Annotated in this window: 11 protein-coding genes; 4 read left to right on the top strand and 7 right to left on the bottom strand. The window is 65.7% G+C overall.

The genetic code is table 11. The features are described from left to right. Window position 1: 1 nt before the first annotated feature. From pdxA to lptF, 5 genes are all read right to left on the bottom strand, one after another. On the bottom strand, window positions 2-1,012 hold the full coding sequence (pdxA, locus tag P8X75_02400) for a 4-hydroxythreonine-4-phosphate dehydrogenase PdxA (protein ID MEJ1994049.1): 1,011 nt from the start codon (window positions 1,010-1,012) through the stop codon (window positions 2-4). A gap of 28 nt (window positions 1,013-1,040) precedes the next feature. After that, window positions 1,041-2,324, bottom strand: a complete 1,284-nt coding sequence (locus tag P8X75_02395) for a peptidylprolyl isomerase (GenBank protein ID MEJ1994048.1) — start codon at window positions 2,322-2,324, stop codon at window positions 1,041-1,043. A 115-nt stretch (window positions 2,325-2,439) separates the two neighbouring features. Then, on the bottom strand, window positions 2,440-4,539 hold the full coding sequence (gene lptD / locus P8X75_02390; GenBank protein ID MEJ1994047.1) for an LPS assembly protein LptD: 2,100 nt from the start codon (window positions 4,537-4,539) through the stop codon (window positions 2,440-2,442). Between the two features lie 168 nt (window positions 4,540-4,707). Continuing rightward, window positions 4,708-5,868, bottom strand: coding sequence for an LPS export ABC transporter permease LptG (gene lptG, locus P8X75_02385; protein ID MEJ1994046.1), 1,161 nt, complete (start codon window positions 5,866-5,868; stop codon window positions 4,708-4,710). Further along, window positions 5,865-7,019, bottom strand: coding sequence for an LPS export ABC transporter permease LptF (lptF, locus tag P8X75_02380; protein MEJ1994045.1), 1,155 nt, complete (start codon window positions 7,017-7,019; stop codon window positions 5,865-5,867). The genes lptG and lptF overlap by 4 nt, the downstream gene beginning before the upstream one ends. A 255-nt stretch (window positions 7,020-7,274) precedes the next feature. Here lptF and P8X75_02375 point away from each other — a divergent pair, with 255 nt between their 5' ends. From P8X75_02375 to P8X75_02365, 3 genes are all read left to right on the top strand, one after another. Further along, window positions 7,275-8,798 carry a leucyl aminopeptidase gene (locus P8X75_02375; GenBank protein MEJ1994044.1) on the top strand — a complete coding sequence of 508 codons (1,524 nt, stop codon included), beginning with the start codon at window positions 7,275-7,277 and terminating at the stop codon, window positions 8,796-8,798. A gap of 71 nt (window positions 8,799-8,869) precedes the next feature. After that, the gene (locus P8X75_02370) at window positions 8,870-9,319 is read left to right on the top strand and encodes a DNA polymerase III subunit chi (protein ID MEJ1994043.1); all 450 of its coding nucleotides are present in this window, start codon (window positions 8,870-8,872) and stop codon (window positions 9,317-9,319) included. Next, window positions 9,316-9,858, top strand: a complete 543-nt coding sequence (locus P8X75_02365) for an N-acetyltransferase (protein ID MEJ1994042.1) — start codon at window positions 9,316-9,318, stop codon at window positions 9,856-9,858. Before P8X75_02370 ends, P8X75_02365 begins: the two co-directional genes overlap by 4 nt. A gap of 10 nt (window positions 9,859-9,868) precedes the next feature. Here P8X75_02365 and P8X75_02360 read toward each other — a convergent pair whose 3' ends face one another. After that, complete coding sequence (locus tag P8X75_02360) at window positions 9,869-10,819, bottom strand: DMT family transporter (GenBank protein ID MEJ1994041.1); 951 nt, start codon at window positions 10,817-10,819, stop codon at window positions 9,869-9,871. Window positions 10,820-10,915: 96 nt separating this feature from the next. Continuing rightward, the gene (locus P8X75_02355; protein MEJ1994040.1) at window positions 10,916-12,823 is read right to left on the bottom strand and encodes an ABC-F family ATP-binding cassette domain-containing protein; all 1,908 of its coding nucleotides are present in this window, start codon (window positions 12,821-12,823) and stop codon (window positions 10,916-10,918) included. A 172-nt stretch (window positions 12,824-12,995) separates the two neighbouring features. Here P8X75_02355 and ndk point away from each other — a divergent pair, with 172 nt between their 5' ends. Beyond that, on the top strand, window positions 12,996-13,418 hold the full coding sequence (ndk, locus tag P8X75_02350; protein ID MEJ1994039.1) for a nucleoside-diphosphate kinase: 423 nt from the start codon (window positions 12,996-12,998) through the stop codon (window positions 13,416-13,418). Window positions 13,419-13,509: the final 91 nt, after the last annotated feature.

Genomic DNA, 13,509 nt, shown 5'->3' with positions numbered 1-13,509 from the left:
CCTATCCGGAGGCGCTGGCGCGCCCCTCTGCCATGACGCCGGCCAGACGGATCGCCTCGATGAGGCTGAGCGCCGAGCCGCCGCCGCTCGCGGCGATGTCGATGGCCGTGCCGTGGTCGGGCGAGGTGCGCACGAAGGGCAGGCCCAGCGTGACGTTGACGCCCTTATCGAAGTCCAGGGTCTTCATCGGCACCAGCGCCTGGTCGTGATACATGCACAGGACAGCGTCATAGTGCGCGCGCGCCGCCTCGTGGAACAGCGTGTCGGCGGGCAGGGGGCCGAAGGCGCCGATGCCTTCGGCCTTCAAGGCCTCGACCGCGGGGCCGACGATCTCCAGGTCTTCCCGCCCGATGCGCCCGCTCTCTCCGGCGTGGGGATTGAGCCCGGCCACGGCCAGACGGGGGCTCTCGATGCGGAAGTCGCGGGCCAAGGCTTCGGCGGTGACGCGGCCGGCGGTGACGATGGCCTCATGGGTCAGCCGCTTGGGCACTTCGGCGAGCGGGATGTGGACCGTGACCGGCACGACCTTAAGGTGCGGGCCCGCCAGCATCATGATGGCGCTGTAGCCCGGCCCGGAGAGCTCGCCCAGGTACTCGGTATGGCCCGGATAGGCGAAGCCGGCCTCCATCAGGACGGACTTATGGATCGGGTTTGTGACCAGGGCCGCGGCCTCCCCGCCACGCACCAGCGCCACGGCGCGGTCGATGGACTCGAGCACGGCGGGCGCGCTGGCGGCCCCCGGTTCGCCGAGGCGGCAGTCTTGCGTGCCGGCCTCCAGCGGCAGAACGGGAAGCGCCTCGCCGAAGACCGCCGGGGCTTCCCCGGCGCTCTCGATCGCGCGGACAGGGACATCCAGAGCGAAGCGTTCCGACAGAGCGGCGAGCCGTTTCGGATCATCCAGCAAGAAGAAGGCGGGCAGACCCTCCGCGCGGGCGGCGAGCCAGGCCTTGAGGCTGATCTCCCCGCAGATGCCCGCCGGCTCTCCCATGGTCACGGCGAGCGGCGGGAGCATCACCGTCTCCGTCCTGTGGTGTCCGTCATCACTGGCGGATGTCCACGTTGGCCGCGCGGCGCAGATCGCGCATGTAGCGGCGGGACAGCAGCTCCAGTTGCTCCTGGCGCAGACGGTTGGCGATCCGCTCCCGGTCGAGGCCGGAGGCGTCGCGGCCGCAGATCATGGCCAGCACCACGGAATCGGCGCGGCGGAAGGGCTCGGTGAAGGCTTCGTCTTGCGCGTTCTGACTGACCCGCGCCATGTCGGGCGGCAGGTCGCTGGGGCGCTGATTGCCCAGATCGTTGACCTGGGCGTCGGCGACTTCATCGGTCACGCGCGACTGCAGGTTGGAGCAGCCTTCGATTTGATCGCGCAGGTCCCGGGCTTCCGCCAACCGCTGCTCCACCAGATCCTCGGACGCGCCGGGCGGCAAGGGGAGCGTCACCGCGCGCATGTTCCAGAGCGTCTCTCCGAGCTGGAGCTGGCGCCGGTCGATGATGCCGATGATGTAGTAACCCGCGATGCCCCGTATCGGGCCGGCGATCCCGCCCTTCTGCAGGTCCGCCGCCGCCTGGGCCACCGCCGGGTCGAGCTGGTCGAGCGTGATGAAGCCCATGTCGCCGCCGACCGGCGCGGTCATGGATTCAGAGAACTGGGTCGCCAGGGACTGGAACTGCACGCCGCGCTGAATTTCCTGGAGCAAGCGTTCCGCGGTCTCGCGCACCTGCTCCTCCTCGGACGGCTGGTCCACGGAGAGGAAGAGCTCGGCGACACGGTACTGCTCCTGCCCCTCCGAGGCCCGCAGACGCTCTTCCTCCGCGTCCACCTGCTCATCGCTGATCGCGACCTGATTGCGCATGCGGCGGTCCACCACCTTGCGCCAAGACAACTCCGCGCGGATCTGGTTGCGCATGGTGCTGGGCAGGACGCCGTTGTCGCGCAGCACCTGTTCGAACTGTCCGGGCGTCATGCGGTTTCTCTCGGCGATGCTGGCGAAGGCTTGATCGATCTCAGGTTCGCTCACCTCGATCGACAAGCGCTCGGCCTCTTGAAGCTGGAGCCGCTCGTCGATCATGACCCGCAGAACCTGGGGCGTCAGCCGCTGGCGAATCTGCGGCGTATCCTGCGCACCGATCGAGAGAATGGAAAGCCGGGTGCGCAAGCTCAGGTCCAAGCCGCTGATGATGTCGTCGTTCACCACGGCCGCGGCACTCAGCGTATTCTGCGCACGGGCCTCGCGCCCGCCGCCGGGCAGCGTCAGAAGCAGGCTCAAGGCCAGCAGGCCGAGCAGCAGGAGAAACGGGCGGTAACGCGGCAACGCTCTAAACATGGGTGTCTTGAAGCCTTTCGGTCTTTTTTATCGCCGGGCGTCCCTTCATCCCCCGCTTGGCGGACGACCGTTGCTTTTTGGCAGTAGCACAGCGCGGCGGGCGCAAACAAGTCGCTTAGCTGCCACCCTCGACACCGCCCAGGTGCTTGAAGAAGACCTCGACGTAGATGGCTTCGCTGGGCTCCACCTCCCGATCGGCGAAGAATTCCTTCACCGCGCGGATGCGCAAATCACAGCATTCGTCGGAATAGAGCAGGCCCACGCTGATGGAGCGCGTGTCGTTGGTGTTCAAATCGTGGACCCAGTCCGCCGAGAAGTACCAGAACTTGTTGAGGCGCGAATCAAAGCCGAGCTGGATCTCCTCTTCCTGCACGATGGAATTGCCCGGCGCGATTTCCTCCGCGGAGAGGAAGTAGCCCATGCTGACCCGGTAAGCCGGCGGCCCGACCGTGACTTCCAAATCGTGGCGGCGCCCCTCGAAATCGTCCTTGTCCAGCCGGAAGCGGTAGGTGGCGCTGAAGGAGGGGTCGGGAATGACCGTGAAGCGGCCGACGATGTCCGACAGATCTTCGGCAAGCCCCGTCGGCTGGGTAAAGGCGCTGTCGTCGGTGAAGCGGTAGGACTGTCCGATCAGGAACTCGCCGTAGCCGTATTCTTCGGACTGTCCGGTCCAGCGCACCCCGTAGTCCACCCGCGTGCCGCCGCTGACCCGGTCGACGCCTGGGAAACGGTTGAGCGAAAAGAGGTTGCTGTCATCGAACTCGACGTCCCGGCTGTCTTCGTTCGGAATGTCCTCACCGGCCAGGAAGTTTGAACTGGGGGCCGCGACGAACTGGACGATGGGCTCGATGGTCTGGTCGAGCCAGCCCTGGTCGCTGACCAGTGGATAGCGCCACTCCATGGCCGCCGCCGGGAAGAAGCGGCCCGTGACCCCGTCTTCGGTCTGGACGCCGGGCCCTGGGACGACGGCCTGGCTGTTCGGGTCGGAGTCCGCGTAGTTGTAGAGCGTGCCCAGGACCTCGGCCCGCAGGGTGAACACGCTGCCGTTCGGGTGGAAATAGGGCCGTTCCCAATCTCCCACGAAGCTGGCGCGGCGCACGTCCTGGCCGTCGAAGCGCGAAATCCCGAGAAAGGCCATGTCGAAACTGAAAACCGAATCCTGAAGGATGCCGTCAGTGTCCAGGGGCTCGCCGACGAAGGAGTAGCCGATCTCCGGCAGGACCAAGGGCGCCTGATCGTCCACGTCCCTGCTTCGCGTGCCCTCGAAATAGAAGGAGTTGAAGAAGCCGTAGTCGCGGCCCTCGAAGTACTCGACCGTGCCCCGCGTGGTCAGGGGGTTGGGATTGTCGAAGTCGTAGATGCGCAGGTAGGTGTCGTCGGTGACGAGCTGGACTTGATAGTCCGTGCGCCAGTTCTCATCCAGGGCGAACTCGCCGTTGGAGAAAAAGTGGCCCCGGAACTGATCGTCCAGCGTGGTGGTGCCGGTGTCGCGCTCGCCATAGGTCGCGCTGGTCTCGACCTCTATGTAGCCGCTCGTGAAAATCTGCTCGTAATTGCCCGCCAGCATGAAGACCTTGTCCGCGGTCATGAGCGGGGTCAGGGTCAGGTTCTTGTCGGTTCCGATCGGCCAGTAGTAGGGGGTGCGCACACCGTAGCCGAGCTCACTGGAACTGATGAAGCTGGGTGCCAGAAAGCCTTCCTTGCGCTCGACCGTCGGATCGGGGTGCTCGAAGTAGGGCGTGTAGGCGACCGGTATGCCGAAGATCTCCATCCTGGCATCGCGGTACTCGATGGTCTTCTCGACCTGATCGTGGGTGACCTCGGCCGCCTTGATCTGCCAGAGCGGCGCCCGGGTGGGGTCGTCACGGCAGAGATCGCAGGGTGAGAAGACGCCGCGCTCCAGCGTGATCTCGCGGTCGCCCCGGCGGTAGCCGCGCGCCGCCACCAGCCGGGAGTCGTCCGAAAGCAGCGCGCCGACACCGGAGATAAAGCCCTCGGCCAGATCGTCGGTCAGCTCGACGTACTCAGCGAACAGCACGTCGCCCGTGGGTTCTGTCAGGCTCACGTTTCCCGAGGCGGTGACGACCCGGGTGCGGGTGTTGTAGCTGACCGTGTCGGCCTTCAGGACGCGCTGTCCTTGACTGACCTCCACGTTGCCCCGCGCCACAACGACACCGAGAGATTCGTCGTAGGTGACTTCGTCGGCCGTAAGCAAGGAGGGTTCGTCCGGATCAAACTGTTCCTGGGCGGCGGCCGTGCCAATGACGGAAACCCTTTCCAGCGTGACGGCGGAGAGAAGAAGTACGAGAGGCGTAAAGACGAGGCCGCTAAGGAGCAGCCGTCTGCTTGCGCTATTTAGAATGCCCCCCGTCAAGGTACTGCCTTACCCGTCTTCTAGATGCAGCAACAGTGCCGCCCCGAACATCAGCGTCACCCCCGCTGGCGTCCAAGCTGCTAGCACGATAGGGATTTTGCCGGAAAGACCAAGAGCAAAGATCACGTTGCTGAAGATAAAGACAAGAAAGCCCGTGACGATGCCCGTGAGCAGCAAAAGTCCCACGCGGCCTCGCCGGTGAGGGCGGAGCGAGGTGGTGGCGGCGAGCAGCGCCATGGCGGCGAGCAACAAGGGCAACGACAACAGGCGGTGGTATTGCAGCCTGTGTTCCGTTGCCGAGAAACCGGCGCGCTCCAGTACGCTGATGAACCCCGGCAGTTCCCAGAAGGAGACCGTCTCGGACTTCGCGAAGCTCTCCTCGATCTTGCTGAAATCCAGATCGCTGGGAATCGAGACGCTTTCCTCAAATCGGGAAGGCCGTCCTGGGCCGCTGACCCAAACATTGGACAGCTTCCAGGCGCCGCCTACGAGGTCCGCCGTCTCTGCGTCGAACCGCTCCACGAAGGTGCCCTGGTCGTCATACCTAAAGGCGATGAAGTCCCGCGTGAAGGAGCGCCTTGGGTCCACCTCGCGGGCCTGCAGGATGTAGACCGCCGAGGGCGACTGCGATGTCAGGTCGGGCTGACGGATCCACAGTCCCGAGCCCGAGACCTGCATGGCGCTGTCTTCGCTGTCCATCACCTTGCGCCTCTGGTCCTCGAAGATGCCGTAGGTTTCCGACGCGATGGGGTTGAGCGCGGCCGTTCCCACCGCCCCCACGAGAAGGGCGCAGATCAGCACCGGCGTCAGGAACTGCCAGACGGAAACGCCGACCGCCCGCATTGAAACCAGTTCATGGGAGCGCACGAGCCGCCAGAAGGTCGCCAGGCTCGAAAAGAGCACCAGGAAAGGCAGGGTCTCCTGAAAGATGAACGGCAGCTTCAGGAAAGCGAATCTGATGGAGGTGACAAGCGAGACCTCAACGCGGCCCGCCAGGTTGTTCAGGGTGTCCAATCCGGAGGCCAGGAGAATGATCCCGGAAACGCAGAACGCCAAGATCCCGAACCAGGTCATGAAGGTCCGAGCGATGTAACGGGTGAGCGTAAGCGAGAGCTTGCGCCGCGCGCTGCCCGGCGCGAAGGCGTCGCGGTCCTTGAAGGCAGCCGTCATGTCCGCGCCTCCCCGCTGCCGGCATAGCCGTCCGGCTCGGAGCCCTCCCGCTGAAGCGCGGTCCGTTTCGGTCTGGCTCCCGTGGTCAGGACCCAGGCCGCCGCGAGCCCGGGCAGCAGGGATACCAGATAAAGGCCCGGGACAAAGGCTAGGTCGTCATCGACCGCGGAGCCCACGCCGAAAGAGGCGGCTTCGATTGCGGCAACCGTCAGGGTCGCCAGCATGAGCCGCTTGGTCTGACCCCGCCGGTTGAACTCACCGGACAACAAGAACGCCAGCCCCACCAGCACCAGGGAGAATGCGAGCAGCGGCAGAGAGATGCGGCGGTTCGCCTCTGCGATCAGCCTGACCGCGTTCTCCCGGTCTTTTGGGTGGCTGCTCTGGCCTAGCAGTTCATGGATGTACCGCTCCCGCGGTTCGCGCCAGCGCGCCGGTCCCTGCCCGCGAAGTTGATCGACCACCAGCGTGTAACGGTCGAAATAAAGCATCGACAGCTTTCCCGTCGCGCGGTCCAGTTCCTGACGGTTGCCCTGCGCCATGACCACCTTCGGGCCATCCTCGCCCTCGGCGATGGCGCCGCGTTCGGCCATCATGGTGACGGGCGCCTGGGCGTTGCGGCTGTCATGTACGAGTATGCCCTTAAGCGTGCCGTCTTCCGCGCGCTCCCGCACGTAGACGGTGAGCCCCGACGTCACCTCGTTGAACACGCCTTCCTCGATCAGGAGAGAGCCCAATTCGCTGCGGAGCTCATACTGTATGTCTTTGAAATTGCGATAGGAACTCGGAAGCAGATACAAGGAAACGAAGAACCCGAACAGCGTCACGATAGCCCCGAGCCAGAGCGCGGGGCGCGCCAGTTGCCAGGCGCTGATGCCGACCGAGCGCATCACCACCATCTCGCTGTCGACGATCAGTTTATTGTAGATGACCAGCACCGCGCAGAAGGCGGCGATCGGCATGACCAGCAGGATGAACGAAGGGGCCAGAAGACTGATCAGGTAGAGAAAGGAACTGATCTCCAAACCTTGATTCACGATCAGCTTCATCAAGCGCAGCGACTGGCTCAGCCACACCGTGAAGGTAAGGCCGAGGGTCACCACGACGGCCACCGCCAGCAACTGCTTCAAGATGTAGCGTTCCAGTATCTGCATGCGCCCGACTATAGGGATTCCCATTGCCTCACGACAGTGCTTTAAAGCCTTCACAGCGCGGGCCGTCGCACCCATGTCGTGAGGTGTGCTATTGATTGCCCGCCCGGTTTGCGGGAAAGCTATCCCAATAGCCGGGAAAAATTACAAGTGCCGGGCGCCGCGTGGCAGCGCAGGGTCCAAAACTCGCTCCAAAGCCGCAGCGCCCCGACCGGGCGGCGGGCAACCGAAATGGATAAGCAGGAAAAGAGGACGTAAATGAAGATCAGCTTCGTCAAGCCGGGACTTCCCAGCAAGGGCGCGGTGGTGGTTACCGCCTTTGACAATCGCAAGCTTTCCGCAGGCGCGGCCGAGGCCGACGAGGCCTGCGGCGGCGCGATCACGCGCGCCATGGCGAACAGCCGCTTCAAAGGCGGCAAGGGTCAGATCCTGGAGATCGCAGCCCCGGCCAACGTGGATGTCAGCCGTATCCTCGTGATGGGACTGGGCGCCCTGAAGGACATCGGCGATCTGGATGTCGAGGCGCTGGGCGGCAGGGCCGTCGCCCGTCTCAATGCAAGCGGAGAGGGACAGGCCACCCTGTTGCTGGACCCCATCGGCGAGGCGCGCGACGCCGGCCGGGACGCGGCCCTGGCGGCCTTGGGGGCGCATCTGCGCAGCTACCGCTTCGACAAGTATCGCACCAAGGAAAAGCCGGAGCAGAAGCCGACCCTGAAAGGCTTCACCGTGGCGAGCGCGGCGCACACCGCCGCCAAGAAGGCCTTTGCCGAGCTGGAGGCCATCGCCAGCGGCGTCTTCGCAACGCGCGATATCGTGTCGGAGCCGCCCAACGTCATCTATCCCGAAAGTTTCGTCGAACGGGCCAAGGAGCTGACCAAGCTCGGCATCGAGATCGACGTGCTGGGCGAGAAGGAGATGAAGAAGCTCGGCATGGGGGCTCTTTTGGGCGTTGGGCAGGGCTCGACCCGCGAATCCCAGCTCCTCGTCATGCGCTGGAACGGTGCCGGCAAGCCCAAGGCCAAGGGCAAGGCCAAGCCCGCCAAGGCCGATCAGCCGGTCATGGTGGTCGGCAAGGGCGTGACCTTCGATACCGGCGGCATCTCAATCAAACCGGCCGGCGGCATGGAGGACATGAAGTGGGACATGGGCGGCGCCGGTGTGGTCATCGGCCTGATGCGCGCGCTGGCCGCCCGCAAGGCCAAGGCCAACGTCGTGGGCATCTGCGGCCTGGTCGAGAACATGCCCGACGGCAATGCCCAGCGTCCGGGCGACGTGGTGACCTCCATGTCCGGACAGACCATCGAGATCATCAACACGGACGCCGAGGGGCGCCTGGTTCTGGCCGATGCCCTCTGGTATGGCCAGGAGACCTACAAGCCAAAGGCCATTGTCGATCTCGCGACCCTCACCGGGGCGATCATCATCTCGCTGGGTCACGAGCACGCAGGGCTCTTCTCAAACGACGACGGGCTTTCCGAACAGCTGACAACGGCCGGCAGCTCGGTTGGCGAGAAGCTCTGGCGTCTCCCGCTGGGCGAGGCCTACGACAAGCAGATCAACTGCCAGGTCGCCGACATGAAGAACACCGGCAATCGTTCGGCGGGCTCCATCACCGCCGCGCAGTTCCTGCAGCGCTTCATCCAGAAGGGCACGCCCTGGGCGCACTTGGACATCGCCGGCGTCACCTGGTCGAACGAGGACAAGCCCTCGGTCCCCAAGGGGGCGACCGCCTTCGGTGTGCGGCTGCTCGACCGCTGGATCGCTGCAGAGCACGAGAAGTAGGGGCTGATGTGACGGGCGGAGGCTGTGCGCCTCCGCCCCGGTCCTATCCCCGGCATTACGTCCCCGGCATCATGACTGAAGTCCGCTTTTATCATCTGCAACGCGCCAACCTGGATCGGGTCCTGCCGGTCATGCTTTCGCGCGTGTTGGAGCGGGGACAGCGGGCCGTGGTGCAGCTCGGATCGCAAGAACGCCTGGACGCTCTCAACGATTGGCTCTGGAGTTACGACGCGGGCAGTTTCCTGCCGCACGGCGGCCCCGCCGAAGGCCACCCAGCGGAGCAGCCGGTCTGGCTGACGCTGGAGGAGGAGCGGCCCAACGGCGGAGAGGTCCTATTCCTCGCCGATGGGGCGGAGAGCGCCAAGACCGCCGAGTTCGAGCTGGTCGCCGAACTTTTCGACGGCAACGACGAGGCCGCCGTTTCGGCCGCTCGCAGCCGCTGGAAGACCTACAAGGACGCAGGACACGAGGTCACCTACTGGCAGCAGGACGACAGCGGCCGCTGGCAGCAAAAGGCGTGAGCGCCGCAGCGCCCGAGGGCCCGGAGATCCGAGACGGCGGCCGGGGCGATTGGCCCGCTCTCGAAACGCTTTATGCCGAAGCCTTTCCCGATGAAGACCTGCTGCCCCTGATCCGGGAATTGCTGCGCGAAGGACCCACGGTCACCTCGTTGGTGGCCGCGGAGGGCGGCGATATTTCCGGGCATCTGCTCCTGACCGCCTGCGCCCTGGAAGAGGACCGCGGTGCGAGACTGTCGCTTCTGGGGCCGTTGGCCGTCCTTCCCGCGCGGCAGCGCCAGGGCATCGGCGGTTCCCTGCTGCGCTTCGCTCTGGCCCGGCTGGCAGCGCAGGGCTTTTCCCGGGCCTTGCTGCTGGGCGATCCCGCCTACTATCGGCGCTTTGGGTTCGCTCCGGAGCAGGGCGTCTCCACACCCTATCCTCTGCCGCCGGACTGGGCACAGGCTTGGCAGTCCCTGGCGCTCGAGGACGGCGCCCGTGCGCCAGCGGGCCGCCTTCAGGTGCCGCCGGCCTGGGCGAAGCCCGCGCTCTGGCAGCCGTGACGGCCGCTTTCTAGCGCCGGATCAGGAAGCGCTTCATCCAGGAGCGCCGCAGGTCGAGCTTGGCTTCACGCATCGCGATGTAGATGCCCGACGCGATCACCACCGGCGCGCCCATCCAGACCTCGACCCCTGGCAGTTCGGCGAAGAAGAAGTAGCCGAAGATCACGGCCCACAGCATGGCCGAGTATTCGAAGGGCGCGACGACCGCGACGTTGGCGCGCGAGTAGGCCGCCGTCAGGCAGAGCTGGGCCGTGCCGCCGACCAGACCCGTCGCGATCAGGATCAGCAGGTGCTCCCAGGGCGGCGTGGTCCAGAAGAAGGGCAGGAAAAGCCCCATCACCAGGCAGGAATAGAGGCTCTGGTAGAACACGATGGAGGAGGGGCTTTCGGTCCGGCCCAGCACCCTGACCAGGATGATCATCAGCGAATAGAGCAGGACGGCCCCGAGGACGTAGACCGCGTTCCACTGAAAGAGATCCCCGCCGGGACGCACCATGATCAGCACGCCTAGAAAGCCGACCAGGACGGCCGTCCAGCGCCGCACGCCGACATGCTCCTTCAAGAGCGGGACGGAAAAGGCGGTGACGAAGATGGGGGCCGCGAAGGCTATGGCGATGACGCTCGCCAGAGGCAGGAGCGTCAGGCCCTTGACGAAGAGCATCAGCGCGCCGAGCCCGGTCATGGCGCGCAGAAAGTGGGCGACGGGCTTGTTGGTCCGCAGTTGCCCCAGGCCGCCGCGCAGATAAAGCGCGATGCCCACGGGGATGAAGGCGAAGACCGCGCGGAAGAAGATGATCTGCACCACGTCGTACCGGCTGCCCAGCCACTTGAGCAGGGCGTCCATGATGGAGATCAGCAGAATGCCCAGCAGCATGATGCCGATGGCCTTCATCACGCCCGCCGCCTCGTCTGAAGGCAGCAACGCTTCGACCGTCCCCTTGCTGTCGTTCTCCTTGCTCATGGCGCGGCAGTCTAGGGATGAAGAGCAGCGCGGGACACCCTGGCGCGCGCAGCCCAGATCAGCGTCCCGCGCAGGGCCGGGTGTGTTTTTCTCTTATCAGTTCTCGGCGGCTTCCAGGTCGCTCTGCGCGGCCAGCCAGGATTCTTCGGTCTTGGCGATGGCGCGCGCGATCTCGGCGTGCTGGCGCTGAAGGTCGCCCAGCTTGTCCGCCTCGGCGTCGTAGGTCTGCGGGTCGGCGAGCCGGCCCTCCAGGATCTCCTTGGCCTTGGTGAGCTTCTCAAGCCGGGCTTCGGCTTCCGCCACTTTCTTGCGCAGGCCGGAGGCCGCCTCTCGTGCCTGGGCGGCGGCTTTGCGGTCCTTCTTGCGCGGCTCCGGCTTGCGCGGCGCCGGCGTCGTGCCTGAGCTCTGCGATTTTCCGCGCCGCTGCTCGCGCTCCTCCCGGCGCTGTTCGGCCAGCAGTTTCTGATAGTCCTCCAGGTCGCCCTCGAAGGAATGCACCCCGCCGTCCCGCACGATCCAGAGCCGGTCGGCGACCAGCTCGATCAGGTGCGGGTCGTGGGTCACCAGGATCAGCGCGCCCTCGTAGGCGTTGAGCGCCTGGATCAGCGCTTCCCGGCTGTCGACGTCCAGGTGGTTGGTCGGCTCGTCGAGCAGCAGGATCTGGGGCGCCTCGCGGCTCATCAGGGCGAACAGCAGCCGCGCTCGCTCTCCGCCGGAGAGCTTCTCGACCTTGGTGTCGGCCTTGTCGCCGGAGAAACCGAAGCGTCCGAGCTGGGCGCGCATCTTGGTCTCCGTCGCCATGGGCATGAGACGCTGGATGTGGTCCAGCGGGCTTGCCTTCAGGTCGAGTTCTTCTGCCTGTTCCTGCGCGAAGTAGCCGACCTTGAGCTTGGAGGAGCGGGCGATCTTGCCGTCCAGCGGCTTGAGACGGCTGGAGATCAGCCGCATGAAGGTCGACTTGCCGTTGCCGTTGGCGCCCAAGAGCGCGATGCGGTCGTCCATGTCGACGCGCAGGTTCAGGTCCTTCAGCACCGGCGCGCCGGGGGCGTAACCGACCGCGCAGTCCTCCAGCGTCAGGATCGGCGGCGACAGGGGCTCGGGCTTCGGGAAGTCGAAACCGATGGTGGATTCCTCCACCACTGAGGCGATGGGCTCCATGCGCTCCAGCATCTTGATGCGCGACTGCGCCTGACGGGCCTTGTTCGCCTGCGCGCGGAAGCGGTCGATGAAGGCCTGGATATGGCGGCGCTGGGCGAGCTGCTTGGTCTGGAGCGCCGCCTGACGTTCGATCCGCTCGCGGCGGGTCCGCTGAAAGCGGTCGTAGTTGCCGCTGTAGAGCACCAGGCGCGAGCCCTCGAAGTGCAGGATCTTCTGGGCGACGTTGTTCAGGAGCCGCCGGTCGTGGGAGACCAACAGCAGCGTGCCCGGATAGCTCTTCAGGAAACCCTCGAGCCAGAGGGTCGCCTCCAGGTCCAGATGGTTGCTGGGCTCATCGAGCAGCAGAAGGGAGGGGCGCGAGAACAGCAGGCCGGCCAGCGCCACGCGCATGCGCCAGCCGCCGGAGAAGGTGGACAGCGGGCGCGCCTGCGCTGCCTCGTCGAAGCCGAGGCCCGAGAGGATGCGCGCCGCGCGGGCCGGGGCGCTGTGGGCTTCAATGTCGGCCAGCCTTGTGTGGATCTCGGCGATGCGGTGCGGTTCCTTGCAGGTCTCCGCCTCGGCCAGCAGGCCCGCCCGCTCCCGGTCCGCGGCGAGGACCACGTCGAGCAGGGTCTCCTCGCCCTCGGGCATGTGCTGGCGGAGCAGGCCGATGCTCTCCCCGCGGGGCAGGGAGATGCTCCCGCCGTCAATGGGGAACTCGCCTGAGATCGCTTTCAGCAGGGTCGACTTGCCGCTGCCGTTGCGGCCCACGACTCCGACCCGCTCACCCTTGTTGATGGCGGCGGTGGCGTCCTGAAGCAGGACGCGCGCTCCTACGCGCAGCGTGAGGCCGTTGATGTGCATCATGACGGGGCCAGGAGATAGCACGGGCCGGGGGCCGCAGGAAGAGGGCCTTTTTCGGGCTTTTCGGACTTGCCGCAACGCAGCAGAACAGGTATAGCAGCCGCGCAATTCGGGTTTTGGGCTCGCCGTCATGGGCGGGCCTTTTCAACAGATAGGAAAACGGAGAGCCGCCGCCATGGCTATCGAGCGCACCCTTTCGATCATCAAGCCGGACGCCACGCGCCGCAACCTCACGGGCAAGATCAACGCCCGTTTCGAGGACGCCGGCCTGCGTATCGTCGCGCAGAAGCGCATTCAGCTGACCCTGGCCCAGGCCGAGGGTTTCTATGCCGTCCACAAGGAGCGCCCCTTCTTCGGCGACCTCTGCCAGTTCATGATCTCCGGCCCGGTGGTCGTGCAGGTGCTGGAAGGCGAGAACGCCGTTGCCAAGAATCGCGAAGTGATGGGCGCCACCAACCCCGAGAACGCCGATGCCGGCACGATCCGCAAGGACTTCGCCGAATCGATCGAGGCGAACTCGGTGCACGGCTCCGATTCGCAGGAGAACGCGGCGATCGAGATCGCCTACTTCTTCGCTCAGACCGAGATCGTCGGCTAAGCCAGCCGACCTTAAAAGGGCCCCAGCCGGGGCCCTTTTTCTTGAATACCCCTGGCGACAAAGCCGAAGGGCGGATGAGAGGCGATGAGCC

Source organism: Limibacillus sp., assembly GCA_037379885.1.
Classification (GTDB): domain Bacteria; phylum Pseudomonadota; class Alphaproteobacteria; order Kiloniellales; family CECT-8803; genus JARRJC01.
This window is presented reverse-complemented; position numbering and strand designations above follow the sequence as displayed.

Excerpts from the sequence above, each read along its gene's own strand:
- pdxA (MEJ1994049.1), bottom strand. The coding sequence starts at position 1,012 with ATGCTCCCGCCGCTCGCCGTGACCATGGGAGAGCCGGCGGGCATCTGC.
- P8X75_02395 (MEJ1994048.1), bottom strand. The coding sequence starts at position 2,324 with ATGTTTAGAGCGTTGCCGCGTTACCGCCCGTTTCTCCTGCTGCTCGGC.
- lptG (MEJ1994046.1), bottom strand. The coding sequence starts at position 5,868 with ATGACGGCTGCCTTCAAGGACCGCGACGCCTTCGCGCCGGGCAGCGCG.
- lptF (MEJ1994045.1), bottom strand. The coding sequence starts at position 7,019 with ATGCAGATACTGGAACGCTACATCTTGAAGCAGTTGCTGGCGGTGGCC.
- P8X75_02375 (MEJ1994044.1), top strand. The coding sequence starts at position 7,275 with ATGAAGATCAGCTTCGTCAAGCCGGGACTTCCCAGCAAGGGCGCGGTG.
- P8X75_02370 (MEJ1994043.1), top strand. The coding sequence starts at position 8,870 with ATGACTGAAGTCCGCTTTTATCATCTGCAACGCGCCAACCTGGATCGG.
- P8X75_02360 (MEJ1994041.1), bottom strand. The coding sequence starts at position 10,819 with ATGAGCAAGGAGAACGACAGCAAGGGGACGGTCGAAGCGTTGCTGCCT.
- P8X75_02355 (MEJ1994040.1), bottom strand. The coding sequence starts at position 12,823 with ATGATGCACATCAACGGCCTCACGCTGCGCGTAGGAGCGCGCGTCCTG.
- ndk (MEJ1994039.1), top strand. The coding sequence starts at position 12,996 with ATGGCTATCGAGCGCACCCTTTCGATCATCAAGCCGGACGCCACGCGC.